This is a genomic window from Hyphomicrobium sp. D-2 (assembly GCF_029872155.1).
GTDB lineage: Bacteria > Pseudomonadota > Alphaproteobacteria > Rhizobiales > Hyphomicrobiaceae > Hyphomicrobium_A.
Window position 1 is genome coordinate 54,018 of sequence record NZ_JARXLA010000003.1, and the last position, 25,388, is coordinate 79,405.

Here is a 25,388-nt window from a genome sequence, read left to right on the forward strand (position 1 = left end):
GATTGAGTATGGCGTGGGGGAAGTTCACGCGCAGCAGCGCGCGGGCACAGCGTTTTAGCGCGGCCTTGGTGGGGACAACGGCGCTCGTCGGAGGCATTGCCATTTCGGCTGAGGTGGCCGCACAGCAAACGCAGGCGAGCAGTCAAGCGGCCCAGAATACGATTGCATTTTCCATTCCGGCCCAGCCGCTGGCCAATGCCATCGTCGCATTCTCGGCTGCGTCAGGCGTCAATATTGTTTCCGGCGGCGTGATCGCATCGGGCATTCAGAGCGGCGCTGTGAGCGGTAATCTCACCGCACGTCAGGCGCTCGACAAACTGCTGGCGGGCACCGGTTACAGCTACAGATTTACGGGCGCCACGTCGGTCACCCTTGTTGACCCGAACAGCGCCGCTGACGCCGGAGCCACGGTCGACGGCGCGATAGCTCTTGATACGATTGATGTCTCGGGCGGAGCAGGCAGCAGTTGGGCGGCAGCGGAAGAGGCGCCGTATATCACGGCCGGATCGGCAGCGTTCATTTCACAGGAGCAGATCAACCGCGTTCCGCCAACAAGCACCGGCGATATGTTCAAGAACACGACCGGCGTTCTTGCGCGCGGCAACAGAAACGGTTCGAAAATCGATGTGAACATTCGCGGCATGCAGGGGCAAGGGCGTGTCGCAACCATGGTTGACGGAGCCGTGCAGCAAAGTTCTGTCGCTACGGGTTATGCCGGCTACGACAGCCGAACGTTCGTTGATCCGGAAATGATTGGTGGGGTCGACATTGAGAAGGGCCCCGGCAGCATGCCTGGCGCGATGGGCGGTTCGGTCAACATGCGTACCATAAATGCCGGCGACGTCGTGCGCGACGGCAACACCGTTGGTCTGCGCCTGCGCGGTGGAATGGGCAGCAACACTGTGGTTCCAACCCTGTATTCCATGGTGCCGGGCATGGATTCCCCGGATCGTCCATCGCTGGACAACAGCTTTGGCAGCATTGCTGCTGGTATCATGACGGACAGGGTTGAAATCGTCGCCGCGTTGTCGCGTCGCGAGCAAGGAAATTACTTCGCGGGCAAGAATGACAAGAACAACTCTGTCCGCTTCGTTCCCAGTCCGTGGGCGTTGACCTACTTCCCCGGCGAGGAAGTGTTCAACACCAGCCAGAGTTCGGAATCGTCGCTGGTGAAAGGCAAGCTCAACCTGACGGAAAGTGCATCCGTAGAGCTCAGCTATATGAACTACAACAGCCGCTACGGTGAAGAGAGCGCCGATATGCTGACGGCGTTCGGTTGGCTGAAGATGGAGTACGGGCCGAACGAAGTGAATGTCGATACCTACACATCGAAGTTCACATACAATCCATCGGACTCAAAGCTCATCAACTTTGTTGCCCGTGCGTGGGCGTCGGATCAGGTCGATGACTTCAAGGGCGTACAGGGTGACGGCGCCGTTTTCACGCACGGCTACAGCGTCAGCAATACTTCGGAACTGGATGTGCCGGTTGGCGACCTATCGCTGAAGTATGGCTGGGATTATCTCAACGAAGATGCTGCCCTCCAATTGCGCCCGACCGGAACCACGACCATGGTTGTTGGCGAGCGCAGCATGCACAGCGGCTATCTCAATGCGATGTGGTCGCCGCTCGAATGGCTGAAGTTGCAGGGCGGCGGGCGCTACGACACGTTCGCAATGGAGTCCAAGGGACCAAATCCGATCCTGTCGCCGAAAACGGGCGATCGATTTAACCCCAACGCGGCAATCACCATCGCGCCGTTCGATGGCGTGCAGCTGTTCGGCAAATATTCCGAGGGTTGGCGACCGCCGAGCCTGCGCGAAACGATGTATCGAGAGTCGGTATTTCCAAATCCGAACTTGCGTCCGGAAACCGCAAAAACGTATGAACTCGGCGTCAATTACGTGAGTGAGAAACTGCTCACTGAAAACGATCGCGTGCGGTTGAAGGCTCTGTATTTCAACAACACCTATGACGATTACATTCTGCGCATACAGCGCCAGGCAGGCGGTCTGTGGTTCAGCAACGCCAAGACAGCGGAGTTTGACGGCTTTGAAATCTCAGGTTCGTACGATGCCGGAATAGTTTTCGCGGATGTGGCTCTCACCCGTTACACGAAAATCGCATACTGCATTTCCGACGCCAAATGCGACGGCCGCGAGCCCGATAGCGATTACGGATCGCCGTATGTTCCGCCTAAGCATACGGGAACCATCACTGTCGGTACGCGTGTACTGGACCAGAAGCTGACACTCGGTGGTCGCATATTCTTCGCGGGCGAGCGCTATCTGGAGTCGACCTCCAACCGCTTCAAGCAGATCTGGGACCCGTTCGTCGCCTACGATGTTTTTGGCAGCTATGAAGTGAACGAACACTTCAGGATCGACGGAAGCATCGAAAACATCACGGATCTTTATTATTTCGATCCGCTGACGACCGCTTCGGTGCCGTCGCCCGGCCGCACGGCCCGAGTGAGCGCAACCGCGCGCTTCTGAGGTGTACTCTCGTCGGTGAGAAACAGGCAGTCGAGGCTGGCACTGCATCGCTGCAGTGCCAGTTTTTTGTGCGCCTTCGCTCGATGTAGCGGAGGAAACGCACTTGGCGGCTACGCGCGTGCTTTCAAACGCCCGCGGGACGCCTTCCCGGACTCAAGGTACGGCTTTCCAATGGGTTGGCAAAACGTTGCGGCAGGTGAGGGCAGTTCCAGCGCGGAATTGGTGGAGGGAGCGACGCGGTTGGTAGCTTATCCACACCGGGGAACCAGTGTTGCGCGGCTCTAACAATTCACGCATATAGCGCTTTGCACATACTAGCTCACAGCAATCACTAACGCAGAGGTTGATGCCGTGCAGATTGTTATTCTGGCTGGAGGCATGGGGACACGCCTGGCCGAAGAAACAGACAAGCGGCCGAAGCCCATGGTCGAGATTGGTGGGCGGCCGATCATCTGGCACATCATGAAGATTTATAGTCATTGGGGCTTCAATGACTTCATCATCTGCCTCGGCTACAAAGGGTATCTAATCAAGGAATATTTCCACAATTACTTTCTCCATCAAGCCGACGTTACTGTTGACTTGTCGAGCGGCGCTACGGAAATCCACCGGCAATTGTCGGAGCCGTGGAAAGTAACCCTTGTGGATACGGGCGAGCAGACTCAGACTGGCGGTCGCTTGGGCCGCGTTGAGAAGTATCTTCGCGATGACACGTTTGGATTGACTTACGGTGACGGTGTTGCCGACGTGAACATTCCCGACGTACTGAAGTTTCATCGAAACCACGGCCGTCAGGCGACCGTCACGGCTGTACGTCCTGCGCGGCGCTTCGGCGCGTTGCATCTTGAGAACGACAAAGTCACTGCCTTTGAGGAGAAGCCGCATGCGGACGGTGGCTGGATCAACGGTGGCTTTTTCGTGCTGTCGCGCGATGTTCTGTCCAGGATAGATGGGGACGCGACTATCTGGGAACGTGCGCCGATGGAAGCCCTTGCACGGGACGACCAGCTCCGTGCCTATCGTCATGAAGGTTTTTGGCATCCGATGGATACGCTGCGCGACAAGCAATTCCTTGAGGAGCTATGGGATAGCAACGCAGCCAAATGGAAAATGTGGTGAAGCGCCCAAGCGCCTGGGCAGGCCGGCGCGTTCTCGTTACCGGCCATACCGGCTTCAAGGGTAGTTGGCTTTGTCTGCTGCTACACAGGCTAGGTGCGCACGTCGCGGGCTACTCCGACAGGATCCCGACACAGCCTTCTCACTTCGATCTTGCGGGGGTGGGTCAGTACCTGACCGATGACTTCCGAAACGATATTCGCGATTCAGAATCGTTGTCGGCTGCCTTCGACCGCTTCGCGCCTGACGTCGTATTTCATATGGCCGCGCAGCCGTTGGTTCGAGCCGGGCTGCTCGCTCCGATAGAAACGTACGGCGTCAATGTCATGGGCACGGTCAATTGCCTTGAGGCGGCACGACACTCGGCGACTGTCCGGGCGGCCATCATCATCACCAGTGACAAAGTTTATGCCGACCAGAACTGGGCGTTCGGCTATCGGGAAAACGACCCGCTCGGAGGCGCTGACCCTTATTCCGGCAGCAAGGCATGTGCCGAGTTCGTCGTCTCAACTTACCGGCAGGCGTATGGCCTGGACGGTTCGGGCAAAGGGTGCGTTGCTGTCAGCGCGCGAGCGGGCAATGTCGTCGGCGGCGGTGACTTTTCCCAGGATCGATTGGTGCCGGATCTGGTCCGGGCCATCGAATCGGAAGCACCATTGGTGCTGCGTTATCCTTTTGCGACACGGCCATGGCAGCACGTACTCGAGCCGCTGCTCGGCTATCTGCGTCTAGCGGAAGCGGTAATGGATCGGCGCACGACTGAAAACGCCTGGAACTTCGGACCTCCGGCCGCGCAAACGGTCAGTGTGGGCGAGTTCGTGTCTCGGCTTGCCGACTGCTGGGGAGCTCGACTGCCAGTGCAGATCACGGACGTCGTACAGCCGAAAGAAACAAACACGCTGCAGGTGGACAGCACCAAGGCGGCTGTCCGTCTGGGTTGGCATCCTGCGATTACGTTTGATCGGACGCTTGAGCTTACGGCGGAATGGTACAAGGCCTATCTGCGCGGCGATGACATGGCTGAAGTCTCGCGCCGCCAGATTGAGGACATTCTGGCCGCCCAAGCGACAATTCTCTGAGGCAATGATGCTCTATCGCAATCAATCTGGCTCTACGGAAAGCCGTTGCAGAAAGATTCGGCATACCATTGTCGAGATGTCATATGCCGCCAAATCGGCGCATCTGGGCTCTTCCTTGAGCTGCGTTGAAATTCTCGACGCCATGGTGGCTACCAGCAATCTGCGCCCTGACACAGTACATAGCCCAACCCGTGATCGCATTGTCGTTTCCAAGGGTCATGCGGCGATGGCCTACTATGCTGTGCTGCATGCTTGGGGGATGATCGAGGACCGTCATATCGAGGTGTACCTTTCTAACGGCACCTCCCTTTGGGGACACGTGACGCGAACAGGCGATGTGCCGGCGATTGATTTTTCAACCGGCTCTCTGGGGCACGGTCTGGGTTATGCAACCGGGCTCGCCCTCGGGCAACGTCTGCGCCGGCACTCCGGCAGGGTTTTCTGTCTGCTTTCCGATGGCGAATGCGACGAGGGCTCGGTCTGGGAAGCAGCGCTTTTTGCGGGACATCACAAGCTGTCCAACCTGACTGCAGTGGTCGATTACAACAAAATCCAAAGCATTGGGACAACGGCTGAGGTTCTGGATCTTGAGCCGTTTGGGGCGAAATGGTCTAGCTTCCGATGGGACGTGAAAGGCTGCGACGGTCATGATTCCGATGCCTTGACCTCCAGCCTCATGGTGACTGACGCACCTAAAATTGTTCTGGCCGATACGGTCAAAGGCAAGGGCATTGCGCGTATCGAAAACACCGTCGCCTCCCATTATCGCCCCGCGACCGGTGACGACCGCAAGGAATTCGAATAATGCGCGAAGCCTTGGTTGATCTGATCCTCACCCATTGCAAATCGGATCTGGACTCGCTGTTTATGACAGGCGACCTGGGTTTCTCGGTTGTCGAACCTTTGCAATGCGCCCTTGGCGACAGGTTCATCAACGCCGGCGTTGCCGAGCAGAACATGATGACGATGGCTGCTGCGCTAGCTGATACGGGCTACGTGCCTTATGTCTATTCGATCGCCCCTTTCGTAACAGCCAGATGCTATGAGCAGATCCGCAACGACGTCTGCTATCATAAAAGGCCAGTCATCATCGTAGGCGTTGGTGCTGGTCTGTCGTACGGATCGCTGGGGCCATCGCATCATTCACTCGAGGATGCGGCTCTGCTGGCAACATTGCCAGGGATGCGCGTGCTCAGCCCGGCAAATGCCGCAGAGCTTGCGGAAGTTCACCGCCTGACGCTTGCAAGTCCGGGCCCCACATACATTCGTGTTTCTCGCGAATCCGGGCGCCCGTTCGATGTGCCGCAGTTCTCGAAGTTCGACGAAGCCGCGCACCGTGTCGCTGATGGAAGCGACATCTGCATCGTCGGAACTGGGCCGGCCGTAACAACGGCGCTTGATGCGCGCACGCTGCTCGCCGAGCGCGGGATCTCGGCATGTGTCGTCAGTGTTCCGGTGTTGGCACCTTTCCCGGCACCAGGATTGAAGCGGTGCTTGCCGGGAGCTGTGCCGGTGCTGTCCATATTTGAGGGTTATGTCGGCGGACCGCTCGAGCTGGGCCTCAGGCGATTGCTCATGGAAGAGGGCACCTCCCGTGCCTATCGCGATATTGCAATCGGATTGACCTATCCCAAGCAGGTTGGCAGCACGGAGTTCCTGCGCCACTCCTTCGGCATCGATGCTGATGCTGCCGCTGCGGTCGCCTCCGAAATGCTTGGCCAGTGAGGCGTGTCGCCATACTCGGGGCCACGGGCCACATCGGAAAGGCGCTGGCCGATTTTTACATAGGCCAGCAGAATGTTGCTCTATCGCTCTATTCTCGTCGTCCCGAGGTTACGCGCGCGCTGTTTGCTGCCAAGCATGTCCAGCATCACACGCTGGATGAACTGGGTGCGCATGACGTCGACGTGATCATAAACGCGATTGGCATTGGTGATCCGGCTGTCGCGAGTAACGCCGGGCCTGAGTTCTATCGGCTGACGCTGGCTATTGAGGATCTTGTCGACGTGGTCGCGCAGGCCAATCCCGGCTGCCTGACCGTGTATATGTCCAGTGGTGCGATATACGGCCCGCTCGAGTCCGGGCCCGCGTCCGAGACAACGCTTGCAACTGTCCCGCTAAACCTGCTGCGCCCGTCAGATTGGTACGGTGCGTCCAAGCTCGCGGCGGAACTTCGACATCGTGCTCAGCCGGAGCGGCGGATTCTTGATATCCGGATTTTCGGGTTTGTGAGCGAGTTCCTGGACCTCGGCACACGCTATCTGGTGTGCGATATCGTGAATTCTATCCGAACCGGGCAGGTCATGCGCACCAACAATCAGAATGTTGTGCGCGACTATATCAGCACTTTGGAACTTGCAACGCTTATAGAGTTGGCGTCTGAACGCCCGGTCGTCAACGTGGCTGTCGATACCTATTCATTGGCACCGGTGAGCAAGTTTGACTTGCTGGAATCGTTACGTGCGCTGGGGCTTCGTTGGAGCGTTGAGAGTCAGGATATCGCATCCACCGGACGCACGCACTACTGGTCCCGTTATCACGCAGCGGAACAAATCGGATATGTGCCGGAGCGGAAGGCCATCGATATCGTTCAAGAGCTTGTTGCCAACCTGACGAGATCAGAATGAATGCAGCTGAACGATTTGGTGTGAGCAGAAATTCGGCATGGCTGCTGTTTTGCTGTGCGTTGATGGCAGCATGCATTTCAGCGCTGTCATATCTTTATATCGGCCTGGATAAGGGCTTGGATCTGACCGATGAGTCCTACTATTTTCTCTGGATTGATCAGCCCGCATCCTATCTGATCGCTGGCTCAGCGTTTGGGCATTTTCTTTCACCGGTATATCGGCTTTTCGATTCCGACCCCGCTGCTCTGCGAAGGTTCGGATTGCTTGCCCTAATGCTGTTTGCCGCCGGTTTCTCCCTCGCCGTCACTGCCCGGAGCAGGACAAATTCCTTGGCAGACAAATGCGGTGGTTGGCTGCTTGCGCTGGCGTGCGCTGGCACTACGGTGACTTACTATTTCGTTTGGCTTCCGACCCCCTCTTACAATTGGCTTCCGTTGCCGGCGGCATTTCTGCTGTTGACCGGGCTTGTCCTCATCTACAATAAATATTCCGACTGGCTTTCAGCTCTCGCGATCGGTGCCGCAGGGTTGCTGGCCTTTGCAGGCAAGCCGACAACTGCCGTCGGCTTCGCACTTGTCTATGGTTGCGGTGTGCTGATCCTGCGCGGCTTTACGCGGCACGCTTTGTTGCATGTTGCTCAAAGCACGATTTGTTGCGTAGCGCTTTTTCTGCTGGCAGCTGGGACGTTCCTTGATGCGCCGCTCGCGATTGAGCAGGCGCGCTCCTATATCGAGGTGTTCGGCGCAACGCCGGCGGCGGGAGGGGGATTTATCCAGGGTGCGGTTGGGCCAGTTGGCTACTATGTTGCGCTGGCCGCGGCAGTCGCAAGTTTCAGGCTGCCTCCACAAAAGGCAAAAATATGTGGCGTCGTGGCTGCCGTAGCGGCCGTCAGCGTATTGGTGTCGCGGCTTCCCGCATACGGCGTCGGCCAAGGGGCCATCGCCATGACGGTGAGCCTGGCGGCAGTCGCCAATTGTCTCGCGTGGGCGCCGACCAGGCCGGACTGGCGGCTGCTGGCTATTGTTTCGCTGGGACACATGCTGCCATGGATCTGTGCGTTTGGAACCGGCAACACTCTGTTGTTTCAAAGCAGCTTCTACGTCTCTCTGCCGTTATGCGCGGCTATTATGACAGCTTACCTGTGCTTTGGCGGACGCGATTGGCGCACCATGGCGGTGGCTCTGCTTGCCACGTTCTTTGCGTTCGCTGCGCTGTACGCCGCCGACAGATCGCCCTATCGGATTCATGCTGGATTGAATTCGCAAGAACATTCCGTGCCCGTCGGTGGCGGGTTGTTGCGGGTGGATGCGCCCACCCGAGATTTTATTGAAAACCTTCGCCGCCAAGCTGCAGCGGCGGGATTTTCGCCCGGAAGTGTAGTGCTGGATTTTTCGGGTGAACTGCCCGGGGCAGCGTTGGTCTTGGGGGGGCGGGCGCCGTATTTTCCGTGGCTGGTCAACGGCTACGACTTCTCCGAGCGCCTTGCGTCGGCAGCGGTTGCGCAACTGAATCCGGATGATCGCAAGCAGGCCTGGATCGTGCGAAGCGATGCGCCCCGAACGTTTACCGCAGCCTTCGTGACATCACTCGGATCTGACCTTGATAAAGATTATAAGATCGTTGCCACAGCGCTTCATCCGCTCTATGGCAGACAAGTGATATTATATGCACCTGTCGATCGCGCGCAGTAGTGCAGGGAGTGAAATAGTTATTTTCGAGAGCAGATCTCTCGAGATTGGGCTTCTATGTCTCGTTCGTCAGATACACGCGAAGAAGTGCCATTTGATCGTGATGTAGAAACCCTAGGTTCCTATGTCTATACGCAGGGTACTCAACTCTCAAACATTGTCGCTGTGGCTCGCCAATCGCGTGCAGTAGCAGAAGCGCTGGATTTTTCCGGTGCTGACGTGATTGATATCGGCTGCGGTGACGGTGCCGCTACGGTCGTGCTGTATGATCAAACGCACCCGAAGCGCATTGTTGGGATTGATCCGGCAGCCAACGCCATCGCTGCAGCTGACAAGCGTGTCGGCGATCGCAATATCCAGTTCGCTGCCGAAAGCGCCTATCGGCTGCCATTTCCAGATCAGAGTTTCGACATTGCGCACTTGCGCGGTGTACTCCACCACATGGACGAGCCTGAGCGCGCTGTGGCCGAGGCCGCCCGCGTCGCGCGTACGGTTCTCGTGCTGGAGCCCAACGGCTACAATCCTGCATTGAAGCTGATCGAGAAGACATCAAGCTATCATATCGAGCACGGAGAGCGTTCGTTTCCGCCTGCCCGGATCGACAGGTGGCTACGCGACCAGGGGCTTGAAATCGTTCGGCGCGACTATTCGGGGCTTGTCCCCTATTTCTGCTCCGATAGCGTTGCGCGAGTGTTGGGGTTTGTGGAACCGCTGGTCGAACGGCTGCCGGTTCTGCGCGCGATTGGTTGTGGGACATATGTCTGCGTGGGTAGAAAGCACAGTTGATACTGGCTCGATTCCTAGTTGTGGGCTTGTTGAACACGATTGTGGCCTTGATCGTGTTCGCCACCTTGCAATGGCTTCTCTCCGACTATCTGCTGGCGGGCTTTATCGCCGTTCCGATCTGCGTGCTGTTCTCCCACGCTACGATGGGGCGCCTGGTTTTCAACTCCACAGGGCTGGGGACGCTCATTCCATTCGCGACGGTCTATGCGGTGCTGGGAATGATAAACGCAGGCCTGATCTCTATGGTCGTCAGTTTTGGGCAGGATCCTCTGATTGGGCAAATCGTTGCTGCTCCGGTGATCGCCGTGCTGTCGTTCTTGGGCAACGAACTGATCGTATTTAGGCGGACAGGATGAAGACGATTTCCATCGTTACCCCGTGCTTCAACGAGGAGTTGAACATCCGCGAGTGCTATGAGGTCATCAAGGCGCTGTTCGCAGACAAGTTGCCGGGATACCGCCGCGAACACATTTTTTGTGACAATGCCTCGACTGACAGAACCGCCGAGATACTGCAGGAAATCGCGGCTGCCGATCCAGATGTGAAAGTGATCGTCAACACACGCAACTTCGGTCCGCTGCGATCGAACTACAATGGCGTGATGGCATCTTCGGGTGATGCGGTTCTGCTGTGCATGGTGGCCGATTTGCAGGACCCGCCGGAACTGATCCCTCAATTCATAAAGCACTGGGAACAGGGCACTGAGGTGGTTTTTGGTATCCGGGCGACCCGCGAGGAGTCCTGGATCATGCGCAATGTACGCGGCGCCTACTACCGGCTTCTTACCGGCGTTTCGCAGATGGGGGTTCCCCCCGGCGTTGGCGATTTTCAACTCGTCGACAAGCGGGTAGTGGATGCCATGCGACAGATCGATGACGCGTATCCGTTCATGCGTATGATGACGTTCGAAATCGGATACAATGCGGTGGGCGTTCCCTATCGATGGGTGGCGCGCAAGCGAGGAATTTCGAAGAATTCGCTGTTGCGGCTGATCGATCAGGGCATGAACGGCTTGATTACGTTCACGTCGGCCCCCATTCGCATCGTACTTTTCACCGGCTTCTTCATCGCTGCTCTCGCAATTCTTTATGCCGTTGCGATTTTCGCCGCGAGCCTCATCATGTATCGCGAGTTTGCACCGCCAGGCATAGCCACGCTTATTACGGCGGTGTTTTTCTTTGGTGGTGTACAGCTGTTTGTTACCGGACTTATCGGTGAATACATCCTTGCCATATACGGTCAGGTGCGTCGTAAACCATTGGTCTTCGAACGAACCCGCCTAAACTTCCCAACGGAAAAAGAAACGACAAAGGACCTTTCCAATGGCCAACGATGACAAGCTGTCGAACCTGAGCACCGCCGCGCAAAACACCGCCGTCATCAAGACCAATGGAGAGTTCATTCAGCGGTCGGGCAGCGAGTCGGATATCGACGAAAGCCTGCGCGAGATGTTTCAGCAGCATGGATTTTCAACGGGTCCGCAGTGGGCTTACCATGCCAACGCATATCTCAAGCGGCAGGCGCTCTCGCGTATCCTTTATCTCGATGAGATTTACCGGAGCATCGTCTCTGTGCCTGGTGTGATCTGCGAGTTCGGTGTCCAGTACGGCGCGACCACCGCCCTATTGACCAACCTTCGCGGCATATACGAACCCTACAATCATTCACGCCATATATACGGCTTCGATACATTCGAGGGCTTCTCGACCGTCGTTGCAAAGGATGGCACGTTCTCCGATCAGGGCGATTATGCTGTTCCAGAACGGTATGAAGAGCAGCTTGAGAGTCTGCTTGGTCTGCATGAGGCCAACGCTCCGTTATCGCACATTACGCGCTACCATCTGGTCAGAGGCGATGCGTCGGTGACGGTTCCTGCGTGGATCGAAGCCAATCCGCATGTTGTCGTTTCGCTTGCCATTCTCGATATGGATGTCTTCCAGCCCACCCGCGATGTTCTGGAAGCGATCAAACCGCGTCTCGTGAAGGGATCGATTGTTGTCTTCGATGAAATGAACTGTCCGCACTTCCCCGGGGAGACGCTGGCTGCGCTGGAGGTGTTCGGCCTCAACAATCTCGCGCTGCGCCGCCATCCCCACCAGCCGTATTGTTCATGGGCTCGGATTGGCGACTGATGCAGAAGCGCGCGTCAATGTTCGTACAAGACGAACGGGGCTTTAATCAGATCTTTCCGAAACGGGGCACCTCTGTCCTGAGAGCGCAACGGCGCTCGGATTGGTTCGCTAAGCAGCTTCGCGATGGCGGGGCGCGCCATGCTATTGAGCTGGGCTGCGGCACAGGAGAGATGGCTTTTGACGTGGCGCGAGCCTGCGGCGACTGTCAGATTCTTGCGATCGATCTATCGGAGAAATTCATATCAGAAGCCAAGAGCCGATATGCTCTGCCCAATCTCGAGTTCCGGGTTCTGGATGTACTGTCGGATGGTCTGCCAGCGCTGCAGCGAACGGATCTGTTTTTCGGCAACGGGGTGCTGCATCATCTGATCCCGCAATTGCCTCAGGTGCTTCGCCGGCTGCGAGAACTTGTAGCTGACGATGGCGGGATGGCTTTCATTGAGCCCAATTTGAATAATCCGATATGCCGTTTCCTGTTCGGAACATCCTTAGGGCGCCGTCTGGCGCACTTGGAACCACAGGAAATGGCGTTTCTGTCAGACGAGCTGCGGGATCTCGTTGCCAACGCCGGATGGGGGAAGGTCGAGATTGCAACTGCCGATTTTCTATTGCCGGGATTGCCGCGTTTTGTGACGGGACCAAGCCTTTGGCTGGAGCGGCGCTGGGAGGATACCCCGGTTGCCAATTGGATGGGCCAGTCTCATTTCCTTCGAGCGCATGCATAGCTGCGCAGTCCCATACTGATCGGATGATGTCGGCGTTCAGATCCGGAAGGCGGATACCCACCCACCGCTGTCGCTACCGGAGGTGGTGCGCTGTGACGGCTAAGTGACGCCTCGGTAGAGCGCCTATAATCAGAAGCATATTCAGCTTGCTGACGGCGCGCGGCGGTGTTTACGGCTGGTCAGCCGCGCAAACTTAAACCCAAACTTCTAACTGTTGTGATTGGTACGTCATTGGATGCCAGGCGCACCGGGACAATGACGTAAATCAGATTGCGCACGCGGGACGATGCTAAAATTGTGCCGCTCGGCTGGATGTTTCCCGGTCAAAGTCCGCTAAGGATGCCAGTCGATCGCTCGCGATTTCGCGGCATGCGTGAGCTGAGTCACTCAGGACGATCAGTTGCTGATCAGTTCAAAGAACATCATGTACATCGCGCGCGAGCCTGTATAATAGGGCTCGCCCGGCGGGGTCGTCTCTGTACTGCCTTCTGAGGGTGCGAGAAACCTTGGATGGTGGCGATGAAATCCTACGAAGATCTCCCTCGCCTTGCTTTTGGTCATACCAGAGCTGCTAAATTCCGCGATGCCGACAGCATGTCTGAGGCATTGGCAGGGATGGGCTCGCTGGAGATGAAGCACCGCTCTGCCGAAGCCGATGGTTCTTTTCGCGCCCAGACGGCAGTCATCAAAACGCGGAGTGTGAGGCTGGTGGCGCTGGCTTCATCGGCATTTCACGTCGAAGCGCAAGGCGCTCCCAGCGGGCTGCTTATGGTTCCTTTGCATGGATTTACAACCACGCAGCACGACGGCCGAACTTTCGAGTGGGGAACGGATCAGGGCGCATTGTATTTGCCGCCTGGGGGATGTTCGGCGCGTTCGACCGCTCGCTCCGTCATAGGAATAGATGTTGATCGAGCCGAATTCGACCGCGTCACGCAAGTGATGCTTGGCGGCAGGCCGCTTGCGCGTGGTTCGGCGTTCTCGTTCTCAAGGCCCTGTCCTGTCAAGCTTCCCCGCACCGGCGTTGATTTCTGCCGTGTGATTGACAGCCTGGCGGCGACCATGGATCTGTTTGAAGGTGATGAGCATCTCATTGCGAGAGCCGCTCTCGACGACGCCATTATTCGGGTTGTCGCTCTGCTTTTGAATTTCGATGCGTTCTCCGCATCAGCGCCGGATGCTGGCGCACCCCGGGCTGTCCTTCGTCTGGCCTGCGAATACATCGATGCCAATCTTACCAGCACGATTACATTGACCGAGCTGGAGTCGATAACGGGGCTTTCGCGTCGGAGTTTGCAGTATGCCTTTCGCGCGGCTTTCGATTGTACGCCAATGCAGTGGGTCGCGCAGCGCCGGCTGGAAGCGGTTCGCAATCATATTCTTGCTGCGCGCGAGGGCGAAAACCTAACGACGATAGCGGGCGAATATTTTGCCAATCTTGGGGAGTTCGCCCGCATGTACAAGCAGAGGTACGGCGAGCTTCCGTCAACGGCCTTGAAGCAAGCTATAGCTAAACGATTACGCTCATAGTGCGTTCGACGTTCGACATGAACGGACGCGAATAGCGCCTGGCGGCATGCTGGGTTTGTCGCTGTTGCGGCACCTCGCGACTGCTGAGCGCGCCGGCAGCGATATATTTTTTTCCCGATTGCGCGATGGCGACAGCCTTTTTCGTTTGTGCGATATCGCACCCCCGAGAATCACGCCTTTTTGAATGCTGTGTATTGCCAGAATTTGAGCGGACCTGACCGGTCCTTGCTCTCCGCGGATTGGCGCCTGACGTGATTTTCGGGCGACGCGGTCGTTCGTCTAAACGGCTTACCGTCTGTGGCGTCATTCAGAGTCGGCTCATTTAACAGCCTGGCGCGTCCTTTGAGCGTAGCACCCGTCTCACTTCGCAAAAATAGGATTCAAGCATGCGCAGCGCCCTGCAACGCCGCATCTTCAGTATGTGCTCCAGCGCACTCGCCATCACAGCGATTTTGAGCGTTTCGCCGGACGGGCACGCAGCCGATGTGGTGATCAATGGAACAACTGAGAACTCGCCACCTTTCAGTATGAATCCGTCTGATGATTTGCTTGTCGGCACGACGGGAACCGGCGCGCTCAACGTGATCAGCGGCACGTTTCAGGTCAACTCTGCAGTTCTGGGCACATCGGCATCGGGCAATGGCACGGTGACCGTCAGCGCAGGCGGCGCATTTGGTGGACCGGGTGCCAACTTCACCATCGGCGATGCGGGCATTGGTACGTTCTCATCGATTGACGATACGACGGGCTCTTACAACTACTCGGCGCTTACCATTTTGGGTGCGCAAGCAGGCTCGACGGGTACGGCCACGCTCTCCGGCTCACGGGCGGAATGGAACATCACCAGCAGCTTCACGATAGGTGGTGCGGGCACAGGCACGCTGACAGTGAGCAATGGCGCCACGCTGAATACGTTGCCGGCAGCAAACGTAATCATCGGTGATGCCGCCACGGGCGTCGGAACTGCGACGATCGACAATGTGAGCTGGTCGGCCTTCAGTATGCGTGTCGGAAACCTAGGCTCCGGAACCGTTACCGTTGAAAATGGCGCGGACCTCGCTGTCGGTAACGGTGGCTTGACCGTTGCTTCAAACACGGGATCGACAGGTCTACTGAATGTGACCGGGACCGGATCGAGTGTTTCATCTTCGGGCGCGACCGTTATCGGTCAATCCGGCAACGGCACGTTCAATCTATCCGCCGGTGCGACGGCCACGTTTACCGGTAGCTTCTCGATTGGAACAACGGCTACCGGTGTGGGTATCGTCAACTTTACCGGACCGGGTACGGCGGTCACCGCGACGTCAGTTATCTCGGGTACGCGAGGCGATGGAACACTCAACATTCTCGACGGAGCCACGCTAACGAGCACCACAGCAGGTGTGGGTGCAGCTCCTGGCGGCACCGGCAAAGGCGTAGCAACCGTATCTGGCGTCGGGTCCACGTGGACGAACACAGGCGCCGACTTTCAGGTCGGCTTCGGCCCCTCAACCGGCACGCTTAACATTGAGAACGGAGGTTCCGTCGTTACCTCGCAGGCGATGACTCTGGGATGGAATACTCTTGCGGCCCCCGGAACGGTGAATGTGAGCGGGACGGACTCAACGTTAGACGTTGGCGGAGACCTGACCGTTGGCAGGGCCGGCACTGGCATAATGAACGTGACTGACGGTGCATTCGTCGATTCAGGCACAGTCTATATTGGCAGCCAGACAGGGGGTGTAGGCACGCTGAATATTTCCGGCGCATCGACCGTTTGGGACGCCAGCAGTACATTCTACGCTGGCTACGGCGGCACCGGCACACTCAATATCACCGGCGGAATGAAGTTCGATGCCACCAATTACATGGGCTATCTGTATCTGGGCTATGATGGCGGCGGAAATGGCACCGTAAACATTTCCGGCGCTGGGACACAGGTTGTGGTCGACAATTACATTGAGTGGCACAGCGGCACGGGTGCACTCAACATCACCGACAGCGCTAGCGTAACGACCGACTATCTTTATGGCGGCGGTGGGGATGGCGGCAGCACCATGCTCGTGAGTGGTGCCGGAACCCATTTCAACGCCGACTACGGTGCCTACATCGGCTACTATGGCGCATTGGATGTTACCGTGACGGACTCGGCGCTATTCAGCGCCTCTTTCGCGACCTTAAATATTGGCGTCTATAGTGGCGCGGATGGCTCCGTCACGGTCAGCAACGGAGCGCAGGCCACTGCACCCAACATCGCTATAGGCAGAGATGCCGGCAGCACTGGTGTTCTTACGCTTGCAACGGGCGGCAGCGCCACGACACCAGGAACCGTGCAACTGGCGCAGGACGCGGGCTCAACTGGTACGCTGATCTTCGGCGCGAAAGCAGGTGATCCTGCAGTTGCCGCGGGAACACTCAGTGCGCCAACCGTCGCGTTCGGCGCAGGCAATGGCGCGATCGTCTTCAATCACACCGGCAGCATGAATTTTTCGCCAGTGATCTCGGGTGGCGGCAGCGCCAACTCTGAAATCAACGTGCTCGCGGGCAATACGAATTTCACCGCTAACAACAATGCCTTCGGCGGCACGATGAATGTCACAGGCGGCACGGCCTACATCAATGGCAACATGGGTAACACTCAGGCCATCGTAAGTGGTACCGGTACGCTTGGCGGCAGCGATTGGATCGGTGCGCTCGAAGTACAATCGGGAGGCACCGTCGCACCGGGCAATTCCATCGGTACGTTGACGGTGGCCGGTGACGGTGTGTTCGAGGTCGGTTCGAAGTTCGCGGTTGAGGTGAATGGCGCGCAGTCAGACCTGCTGTATGGCAACGGATACATGACGCTCAACGGCGGCACAGTTCTCGTCAGCGGTGTTCCCAGCCTATTGAAATACGCGATCCTCACTGCCGACTTCGGCGTGACCGGAACATTTGAGGGCGTTGAGACAACGTCAGCGTTCGTTCTCTACAGCCTCGATTATGATTTCAACAATGTCTACCTGCTGATCGACGGCTACAAATCGCTGACATCGGCTGCTGGAACACCGAACGAGATCGCCGTCGCAAAGGCGCTGGACCAGTTCCCGAAAGACAATCCGCTCTTTTCGGCAGTTGTTGGCGGCAGCATCGCGGATGCGCAGCAGGCGTTCAACGCGCTGTCGGGTGAGATCCACGCTTCGGTCGGTTCCGCATTGGCGGACGATAGCCGCTATGTGCGCGAGGCGATCACCGGCCGCCTGATCCAGTCGTATTACGGGGGTGCCGGTGCGGGTGGCGGCCAACCGATCGTGCTCGCAGCAGCGGCCCCGACGAACGTCGCCACGATCGACACCTCTTCGCGCATGTCGCTGGGGGCCGGATATGATGGTGCGCAACGGGTGGCTCCGGGGGCCGGCCGGGATGTCGCGTTCTGGAGCCGCGCATTCGGTGCGTGGGGCCAGTATGACTCGAACAACAATGCCGCAACTACTGATCGCAATCTCGGTGGCTTCGTGCTGGGTGCAGACGGCGACGTTGGTGGAGGCTGGCGCGCAGGTCTGGCAACGGGCTATCTCAACACCAGCCTCAGCACCGGTGCCGGGCGGTTCAGCTCGGCCGACATCGACAGTTACGTTCTCGGCGGCTACGCCGGCGGCGGGATCGGCGACTTCGCGTTCCGCTCTGGTGGTACATGGACATGGAACAGCATCGATACTTCGCGCACAGTTGCCTTCCCCGGCTTCATCGAAGGTGAGAGCGCAAGCTACGATGGCGACGTCGGTCAGTTGTTCGCCGAACTCGCCTATCCGGTCTTTGTTCATGGCGGCGTGATCGAACCGTTTGCGGGTCTCGCCTACGTACATGTCGGCACGGGCGGGTTCACGGAGAGCGGTCCTGTAGCTGGCCTCACGAGCAGTCGCCAGAGCATGGATCTTGGCTATGGCACGCTTGGTGCGCGCGCCGGTACGACAATGGTGTGGGGCGGAACGACAGTGATCCCGCATGCCTCGCTTGCCTGGCAGTACGCATTCGGGGATGTGACGCCGGTGCAGGCTCTCGCGTTCGCTTCGACCGGTATCGGCATGGGCATAGGCGGTGTGCCGGTGGCGCAGAACAGCGCGCTGTTCGAAGTGGGCGCCGATGCCATTCTCGCCGAAGATATGACGCTTGGCCTCTCCTACATGGGACAGTACTCAGGCGACTTCACCGACAATGGTCTGCGTGGCCACTTCAACTGGAAGTTCTGAGCTTTCGATGGGTTCGATGAAACGAATGGGACGGCGCATGCCGTCCCGATTGCGACATCGGGCGATCCCTATACCGTTCGGCGATGTATCTATCGCCGCGTAGGAAGTTCGACAGTCTGGCCGACAACATCGATCGCCACTTTACCTCGAAGCCCACGGGAGCTTCCGCCTTCGAGCAATTCATGCGCGTCGCCGATGCGAGCTAGAGGTAGCACCGCGCCGATCACCGGCTTGATCAGGCCGCGCTCGACAAGGTTGGTCAGCGCATCGAGTTTGCCGCGGTTCTGGCGGGTGAACACAAAATGGTAAGCAGCGTTCTTGCCCCAAGCCTCGATCAGGTTCTGTGGCCGCGCGATGTCGACGATGCTGACTACCCGTCCGGCATCCGCCAGAGCGAGCGGGCTTTTCGTCAGGGCATCGCCGCCGATGGTATCGAACACGACATTCACACCTTGCCCCCTGGTCAGCTCGGCAACGGCTGAGACGTAATCATCCGATGTGTGATCGATTGCGTCATCCGCTCCGAGTGAGCGCACAAATTCATGGTTGCTAGCGCGCGCCGTGGTGATGACCCGGGCGCCTATCGCCTTGGCAAGTTGGATCGCTATCGTGCCCACACCGCCGGCACCACCGTGGATCAGAATGGTCTCGTGAACCGCAAGCTGGGCGCGGGTCACCAAAGCTTCCCAGACTGTGCCTCCAACCAGCGTCAGGCTGGCGGCCTCCAGATGGCTGATGTTGTGCGGTTTGCGGGCGACCAGTTCGACATCGGCGATGTGCTGCTCCGCATATGAGCCGGGACCGCCGAAGATTTTGGGCGTGTAATAAACCTCATCGCCTACGTCTACCTCGGTTACGTTCGCCCCCTTGTCCTCCACGACGCCGGAAATATCGTGACCGATGATGGCGGGAAGTGGCACGTAGTCGACGTAGTCACCACGACGGATCTGATAATCCAGCGGATTGATGGCCGTCGCGTGGACGCGCACGCGGACTTGCCTGGGCCCGACAGGCGGAACAGAAACATCGCGCATCTCGAAGGCGTCGTAGCCACCGAACTTACCGAGGACGATTGCCTTCATAGTGTCGGTCATGCTCTCACCTTTGCTCAAATACAGCTGATACTAGGGACTCTCTTTAGCGTGCGAGTGTCTACGTCACTTTGATAGAGTGACGTTTCCGGCAACTCGACCCTGCCATATCCTCCGTTATCGGCAAATCCGAACCAAGCAGGCCTTCGAGAACTTATCCATGCGGACCCTCTAATCTTGGTTTTGTGGGCATCTTTAAATGCAGCCTGGGAGAGAGGCCGAGGCAATGCTGCTGCATTTTCTCGTCGTGCTGGCACGAGCACTCTAGCGCGGATAGCGCTCGGGTCATCCTGCACGGGGATGCCGTACCAACGTCACGGTGCCCCGCCGATCGAGCTAGGTGAGGCGCTTGGGCGCCCTGCTCAGGAGGTACCAAATACCACCGCGATTAATGGGCTGTGCTGTTTTGGGCTTGTTGGCCATGTCCGTCTTCCGCTCCTTGGCGGCAAGATGGACGGTCGACGTAAATGTCGACGTATTTTGCCTACTAGCTACTCGTTACCCCGGCGCGACCAAAACATCGCGTGGTTTTCAAAGGGTTTATAGCTGTAAGGATGGTGCCCAGGAGAGGACTGACGATTCCGCTCCGTACCCCATTGAAACATCACGATAAAATCGGACTAGGATGACGCTCTGTGTAGCAGTGTTGTGGGGCACTTTTCAAGCGCTGTCAGAGTGGGTTCGTGTCTCCTCGTGGTTGTTTGCGCTGTCTTGCTGCCTGCACCTTCCTGATCCGTTTCAACTCGGCCTTGTCACGTCGTACCTTCTCGGCCGGAGTTTCAGGGGATTTGCCGGTGCGATGGTACTCCCGCAGACTTTCGCTCGCGGCCGCGTTTCGCTTCTGTTGCTGCTCGTCGATCCGTTGCCGATGACGCTCTTCAAGTTCAGGGGTGCGCTTTCTTTGGATAGGTAAAGTGGTGGCAGTCTGTCGTGGCCTGAGAGCGCTGCTTCCAGCAGGCGTGGCGTAAACGCCGCGTGCGGCGAGTGGTACGATCCCGTTGGGTCTCTTCAATTGCCTCTTTCCGTAGTGCGCCAGCAGGAGGATGGCCTCTCTGGGGAATTTCAAGGTCTGTGCAAGTTAAGTCCGCTGGCTTCTCTAAAAAAGCAATATGGGCGATCAATCTCTATTCCGACGGTCCGCCGATGGAGGCAAAGGGCTTAGGTATCCTTACGGGTCCTGTTAGTGGAGGGAAAGGTAGAGGGACGATAGGTAGACGAGGTATGGGACGATACATACGACGACGATCCCTCTAATAGCCCCCTCCACCTGCACACAGTGAGGAGCCCCCTAAACAAAGACTCATATAGACGACTCCTCGCGGCGTGATGCAGGAAGATTACCAGAGGCTGGGACTATGTCTTGTCGGCGACAGGGAACTCGGCACCGGCTAATTCAAGAGCAGAAGTCGCCATGACTTGTCGTGCAAGCCCACAGGCAGACACGGGCACGATCAGCCCGTCGTGAAGGCACAGGGCGGGGACACCCTTCGAGGACAGCGTCCTGAGTACCCGCACCATGATCTCGCTCTCCCTAAACATGAGCCGGTAACCTAGGCGGCGACCCCATGCCTTTTCCAACGTGGGATGAAGGCCCAGGATCGCATTCTTAGTTGATGCCACGGTGGCTCTCGCTGGCAACCGAGCTTCGTAGCGAGCTGCCTCGGATTGGCTGTCGTCCGCCGCGTCCACATCGTCCCCAACGCCAATGCCCAACCCGGTTGGCCAGCTCCGCCGCGGTCCGCCGTCAAAGAGCAGGCAGTTCATCGCGAGCTTGATCCCGCTTCGATAGTTCTCGTAGCCGGGAATGGCATAGAGGTCGCCGGGAGGGGCAGGCACCCCCAGCTCGGCATAGGCGAGACGAGTGAACATCGAGCCGTAATCCAATATGCCAATTGGCTCTCCACCGATCCTGATTTGCCGCCTCCGCTCGGTCCTCAGTGGTCCTGGCCTCGCGACCAACCACTGATCGAACCATTGGTGGCGCTGCGGCTCATGCTTCCGTCTACGTCGAGGGAGGACTGTCGTATCGGTGGTAACAGCTTCGATGCTCATTCAGGTCCCTTAGGAAAGCTGCGCTAGTGCCTTGTGAAGGTCGCGTTGCTCGGCGTTTTGTTTTTCGTGCTCCGCTCGATCTAGTCTGGCCAAATAAAGACCGCCGATGCCGAGCGTCTCCGCAAGCCAGCGTCCGAGCACGACGGCGGCTCGTGGCGAAAGTTCGCGGTAGCAGCGCTTCACCTTTCCCGTGGCGTGGACGTATCGCTCCCCGAAGTTGAGGTCCGACAGGCCCCGAACGCGGCGTCCGAGCTGGACCCAAAACGCGTGGTCGGAGCGGAAGCAACAAGGGCGAAACTCACGCAACATCACCATCGCCATCGTCACCTCTACGACTATGCGAGGCTCGGTGGTGTTTCCCAGCTTCACGATCTCGCGGGCGACCAGCCGTTCGACTTGCGATCCAGCGCGACCGCGCTCGTATTCGGCGATCACGTGCTCGGCATGGTCCACCAGTGCTCGCCAACGCGTCTCTAGCGCGGTCCACGCAGGGTTGTGCGGGTTCTTGGCGATCCGCGCTCTAACGAGCGTCTGGTAGGGTCTTACTTGAGCTTTGGTGATGGCCTTCTGTTCCGGCTCGCCATGGCGGCGCAGATTGGCGCGATGTCCAGCGCAGTAAGGCGAGAAGCCTGAGGCCACAGCGGTGCTGCAGCCGGGTATTCGGCAAGTTCGGTTCATTGATCCTCGATAAATTGCAGCCGTAGGGGGGGAAGGCAGGGACGGAAAGGAGCGTGGCCCAGCTGGGCTCAGGCGTCGTCGCCATCCTTTGCCAGGTGAGCGAGGTACGCTTCGACCGAGACTTCGATGGCTGCAATGTTTCCCAGGTTGACGATCTCGTAATTTCCATCACCCACCGACACGGTAAGGAAGGTGTTGGGACCGATCTCGCCGTCGTCCGACAGGACAAAGACGCTCGTTGCCACGTCGTCGGACAAATACGGCGTGGACGATTGTCCGTTGCAGGTTACCACCTCAAGCGAATTGAGCTTTTCGGCCGCCTTGTCCATGTCGGGCTTGCCTCGCTCATCCGCGACGTTAAGGGACACGAGCACACCAGTGCATTCATCCTGGAGAACCGGGCCGATCTTTTTTAACGGGGCGCTGGTCAGGGCTCTGTATGCCTCTGGAGAAGCGAAGAATGGCATCTCCTCCTCCTCGTCGCTAACCAGGTCGAGTTTCAGCGCGAACGTCGGATTGAGGAACACTAGGCGATTGTCCAGCGTCGTGAACTCTACCCAGCCGCTTTGTCTCTTGAGGTCGATCTGAGAGTGAAACCTCTCCAAGAGCGCATCGCGCTCTCGTTCGTCGATTGGATACAGTCGTTCGCCAAAGGAGAAGCTGACCTTGAATGTACCCCACGGGAGATCGTGTCGGGCTCGGGCAAAGCCCTCCGCGTTGCGTTTGGTTTGCGTATCTACGCCCAACAACTCTTCAATCCTGCATCCGAGGAGGATCGAGAGATCCTTGAGATGAGCGGCGGGAATTTCAGTTTGGCCGCTCTCCCACCGCTGGATCGTCTGCTGAGTAGTATCGAGACGCTCTGCAACCTGCTTTTGCGTCATGTGCAACCGAGTTCGAAGGGCTTTCAGCGTGTTCATGCGTACCTACCTTACGTGTTATTGCACACGCAATATAGGTTCGTCACAAAACCCGTCAAGTGTGTTTGCTACACATTTTTCGTGTCGCCAAGCAGCCTGTAGACCGAAGCCCGTCCAATGCCGAGGCGTCTGGCGATGTCCGTCGCGCCGAGCCCCTCGCCTGCCAGCTGGCGCACTTCAGTCGCATCGATGGTGGGCTTGCGGCCTTCGTAGACGCCTCTGGCCTTCGCCTTCGCAATCCCTTCCATCTGCCGCTCTCGGCGGAGGTTGGTCTCGAACTCGGCGAACACTCCCAGCATGTCCAGGAAGCACTTGCCCGCCGCGGTGCCCGTGTCGATTGGTTGATCGGTGGCCTTCAGGGCGGCGCCCTTGGCCTTAATTGCTTTGACGATCTCCTGAAGGTCGCCCACCGAGCGGGCTAGCCGGTCCACCTTGGTGACCATCAGAACATCGCCGGATCGGAGAAACTGAAGCAGTGTCTCCAACTCGGCCCTTCCCTCACGGGTAGTGCCGCTCACCTTCTCCTCGCGAACGATACTGCAACCTGCGCCGACCAGCTTTTCGACCTGGATCTCCAACTCCTGGTCGGTCGTGCTTACTCTCGCATAGCCATAAATAGCCATCGGCCTCTCCCCTCAATGTCTCGTATGGGTCTAGACCGTAACTCACACTGTCTCGTTTGTCCATCTGGCAACCCAAATGAGACGTCATTGGCGTCTCACCGCACTATCTCGCCGGGGTATACCCAAATACGACCGGCCAACTCGATTGGTCATTAACCTGGGGGCGCGCCTTGAACAGCCCTCTCTCATCGCCTCCGGCTGGCGGTCATCTATACCTCGCGCTGTAGTTCCCAGGTCGAACGGCAGCAGCTGGTCTGGTCCAAAAGACTCTGAGATCTGCAGGGAAAGCACCTACCGCTAGGGCTGCTTTGGCAACAGCCCCCGAGCCCGGAGTTGTTCAGGTTCGAAGTACGACCCGTGTCTCAGCTAGTTCCCGGTCGCCGCCATGCTGTGCACTGGCGCGGATCTGCCGAATTCGATCCGCACTGACCACATGTAGCCCCATCGTTTCTGCCATCTCACCGAGAACTTCGGCGGTTCGCACATTGATGCCGGCGTAACGGCTATCCCCCACAGCCATCACGATGAGCGACCGCCGTGCGAGCCTACGCGTCAAACCCGACAGCACGAGATGCAAGTCGTCAAAATAGCCTTGGACCATTTCCGGAATGCGTCGATCCCAGAGGTGCTCACGCGCTCTTTCAAGCTTCTTCAGCGTCTTGGTCAATTGCGGGGTTCTCGTAACCCTAGAATATTCGAAGGTGGCCTGCACATGGGAGCGGAGTGTAGCCCGCCGGAGTGACAAATTTTGATTTCGTGATTTCAAATACCCCAATGTCCAGAGTTCAAGATTGTAAACATCTGTGTAGTCGAACGAGTTTGGGTACGGTGGCGAGAAGATGGAAATATCGCCGATACTGCACTTGTGGATGAGAGATCGGCAATCGCCTCTCAGCAGCGTAGTGGGTGAGAGTGCTGAATTCGCTATCTCATCAAGATCAGCTGCGCACTGCATCACCGCAGCCTCAAACAAGCGATCTACATCGACTGCTGTTGTCGACCTGGCCTGCCAATTGCTTCTGTAGCGACGTCCCTTGCCGTTCACGACGATGTTGCTGACCGAGACGAGAATTCCGCCCAGCAGAACCTTCAGAGTTCGCTTTGCCTTCCCATCTCTGAGCTGCTCAATCGCGGCCAGATACGTCAGGATGCGAACGCCAACCGCTTTCGTGTAGATAAAGCGACCATTCAGTCCGGGCTCAAATAGCGTCTTTGGCGCTTCGCGGAACGTGCGATCTAGCGGCTGCAATTGAACCTGAGAGAGTGTGGCTCTGACGCGTTCAAAATTGCGCAACAGCGTCTTTCGATCGGAAGGATTTGTTTTCGCCGAAATCACATCGGCAAGGAAGGGGTTCACTTCGATACTTGTCGACCTGATACCCTGTTGTGAGCATACCAAGGATGTGGTGCCGCTGCCCCCAAATGGGTCAATGCAGTGAGTAGGAGTAAACTTACTCAGTGCGAGCGCGTCGCGCACGAAGCGCTGAGAATAGGCCTCTTTGAACTTGATCCACCGTTGGAATGGGGTCTCGCTCCATCCGCCATTACTTGTTGATGCGTATGGGCTCTCACCGAACCCAACGAGCAGAGACTTTGCATTCAGCGCATCACCCCGCAAATCCATGAAGGTAGTTCCCC

The 25,388-nt window shown here is 57.8% G+C and carries 20 protein-coding genes; 14 read left to right on the top strand and 6 right to left on the bottom strand.

Going from position 1 to position 25,388, the window contains the following annotated elements:
* Positions 1 to 8 precede the first annotated feature (8 nt).
* The 14 genes from QEZ49_RS06205 (at position 9) to QEZ49_RS06270 (ending at position 18,386) form a co-directional block, all read left to right on the top strand.
* On the top strand, positions 9 to 2,495 hold the full coding sequence (locus tag QEZ49_RS06205; protein ID WP_280385191.1) for a TonB-dependent receptor: 2,487 nt from the start codon (positions 9 to 11) through the stop codon (positions 2,493 to 2,495).
* A 351-nt stretch (positions 2,496 to 2,846) separates the two neighbouring features.
* Positions 2,847 to 3,614, top strand: coding sequence for a glucose-1-phosphate cytidylyltransferase (gene rfbF / locus QEZ49_RS06210; RefSeq protein ID WP_280385193.1), 768 nt, complete (start codon positions 2,847 to 2,849; stop codon positions 3,612 to 3,614).
* Positions 3,611 to 4,690, top strand: a complete 1,080-nt coding sequence (gene rfbG, locus QEZ49_RS06215; protein ID WP_280385195.1) for a CDP-glucose 4,6-dehydratase — start codon at positions 3,611 to 3,613, stop codon at positions 4,688 to 4,690. The genes rfbF and rfbG overlap by 4 nt, the downstream gene beginning before the upstream one ends.
* Before the next feature lie 7 nt (positions 4,691 to 4,697).
* On the top strand, positions 4,698 to 5,495 hold the full coding sequence (locus QEZ49_RS06220) for a transketolase (protein ID WP_280385197.1): 798 nt from the start codon (positions 4,698 to 4,700) through the stop codon (positions 5,493 to 5,495).
* On the top strand, positions 5,495 to 6,415 hold the full coding sequence (locus QEZ49_RS06225) for a transketolase C-terminal domain-containing protein (protein WP_280385199.1): 921 nt from the start codon (positions 5,495 to 5,497) through the stop codon (positions 6,413 to 6,415). Before QEZ49_RS06220 ends, QEZ49_RS06225 begins: the two co-directional genes overlap by 1 nt.
* Positions 6,412 to 7,317 (top strand): NAD-dependent epimerase/dehydratase family protein, encoded by a 906-nt coding sequence (locus QEZ49_RS06230; RefSeq protein WP_280385201.1) that lies wholly within the window; start codon positions 6,412 to 6,414, stop codon positions 7,315 to 7,317. The genes QEZ49_RS06225 and QEZ49_RS06230 overlap by 4 nt, the downstream gene beginning before the upstream one ends.
* Positions 7,318 to 7,433: 116 nt before the next feature.
* Entirely contained in the window at positions 7,434 to 9,008 is a 1,575-nt protein-coding gene (locus QEZ49_RS06235; protein ID WP_280385202.1) for a hypothetical protein, read from the top strand.
* Between the two features lie 54 nt (positions 9,009 to 9,062).
* Complete coding sequence (locus QEZ49_RS06240) at positions 9,063 to 9,791, top strand: class I SAM-dependent methyltransferase (protein ID WP_280385204.1); 729 nt, start codon at positions 9,063 to 9,065, stop codon at positions 9,789 to 9,791.
* 20 nt (positions 9,792 to 9,811) lie between these two features.
* On the top strand, positions 9,812 to 10,147 hold the full coding sequence (locus tag QEZ49_RS06245) for a GtrA family protein (RefSeq protein WP_280385205.1): 336 nt from the start codon (positions 9,812 to 9,814) through the stop codon (positions 10,145 to 10,147).
* The gene (locus tag QEZ49_RS06250; protein ID WP_280385207.1) at positions 10,144 to 11,127 is read left to right on the top strand and encodes a glycosyltransferase; all 984 of its coding nucleotides are present in this window, start codon (positions 10,144 to 10,146) and stop codon (positions 11,125 to 11,127) included. Before QEZ49_RS06245 ends, QEZ49_RS06250 begins: the two co-directional genes overlap by 4 nt.
* Entirely contained in the window at positions 11,114 to 11,923 is an 810-nt protein-coding gene (locus tag QEZ49_RS06255) for a TylF/MycF/NovP-related O-methyltransferase (protein WP_280385209.1), read from the top strand. Before QEZ49_RS06250 ends, QEZ49_RS06255 begins: the two co-directional genes overlap by 14 nt.
* Positions 11,923 to 12,648 (top strand): class I SAM-dependent methyltransferase, encoded by a 726-nt coding sequence (locus tag QEZ49_RS06260; protein ID WP_280385211.1) that lies wholly within the window; start codon positions 11,923 to 11,925, stop codon positions 12,646 to 12,648. Before QEZ49_RS06255 ends, QEZ49_RS06260 begins: the two co-directional genes overlap by 1 nt.
* Before the next feature lie 519 nt (positions 12,649 to 13,167).
* Positions 13,168 to 14,178, top strand: a complete 1,011-nt coding sequence (locus tag QEZ49_RS06265; protein WP_280385213.1) for an AraC family transcriptional regulator — start codon at positions 13,168 to 13,170, stop codon at positions 14,176 to 14,178.
* Between the two features lie 386 nt (positions 14,179 to 14,564).
* Positions 14,565 to 18,386, top strand: a complete 3,822-nt coding sequence (locus tag QEZ49_RS06270; RefSeq protein ID WP_280385214.1) for an autotransporter domain-containing protein — start codon at positions 14,565 to 14,567, stop codon at positions 18,384 to 18,386.
* A gap of 89 nt (positions 18,387 to 18,475) precedes the next feature.
* On the opposite strand, the gene QEZ49_RS06275 is transcribed toward QEZ49_RS06270, so the two are convergent.
* From QEZ49_RS06275 to QEZ49_RS06300, 6 genes are all read right to left on the bottom strand, one after another.
* Entirely contained in the window at positions 18,476 to 19,480 is a 1,005-nt protein-coding gene (locus tag QEZ49_RS06275) for a zinc-dependent alcohol dehydrogenase family protein (RefSeq protein ID WP_280385216.1), read from the bottom strand.
* 1,350 nt (positions 19,481 to 20,830) lie between these two features.
* The gene (locus tag QEZ49_RS06280) at positions 20,831 to 21,346 is read right to left on the bottom strand and encodes a hypothetical protein (RefSeq protein WP_280385218.1); all 516 of its coding nucleotides are present in this window, start codon (positions 21,344 to 21,346) and stop codon (positions 20,831 to 20,833) included.
* 192 nt (positions 21,347 to 21,538) lie between these two features.
* Positions 21,539 to 22,168 carry a hypothetical protein gene (locus tag QEZ49_RS06285; protein ID WP_280385220.1) on the bottom strand — a complete coding sequence of 210 codons (630 nt, stop codon included), beginning with the start codon at positions 22,166 to 22,168 and terminating at the stop codon, positions 21,539 to 21,541.
* Positions 22,169 to 22,275: 107 nt separating this feature from the next.
* A complete protein-coding gene (locus QEZ49_RS06290) occupies positions 22,276 to 23,127 on the bottom strand; it encodes a helix-turn-helix transcriptional regulator (protein WP_280385222.1) in 852 nt (283 codons plus the stop codon).
* Between the two features lie 68 nt (positions 23,128 to 23,195).
* On the bottom strand, positions 23,196 to 23,750 hold the full coding sequence (locus QEZ49_RS06295; RefSeq protein ID WP_280385224.1) for a recombinase family protein: 555 nt from the start codon (positions 23,748 to 23,750) through the stop codon (positions 23,196 to 23,198).
* A gap of 337 nt (positions 23,751 to 24,087) precedes the next feature.
* Positions 24,088 to 25,374, bottom strand: coding sequence for a hypothetical protein (locus tag QEZ49_RS06300; RefSeq protein WP_280385226.1), 1,287 nt, complete (start codon positions 25,372 to 25,374; stop codon positions 24,088 to 24,090).
* Positions 25,375 to 25,388 lie beyond the last annotated feature (14 nt).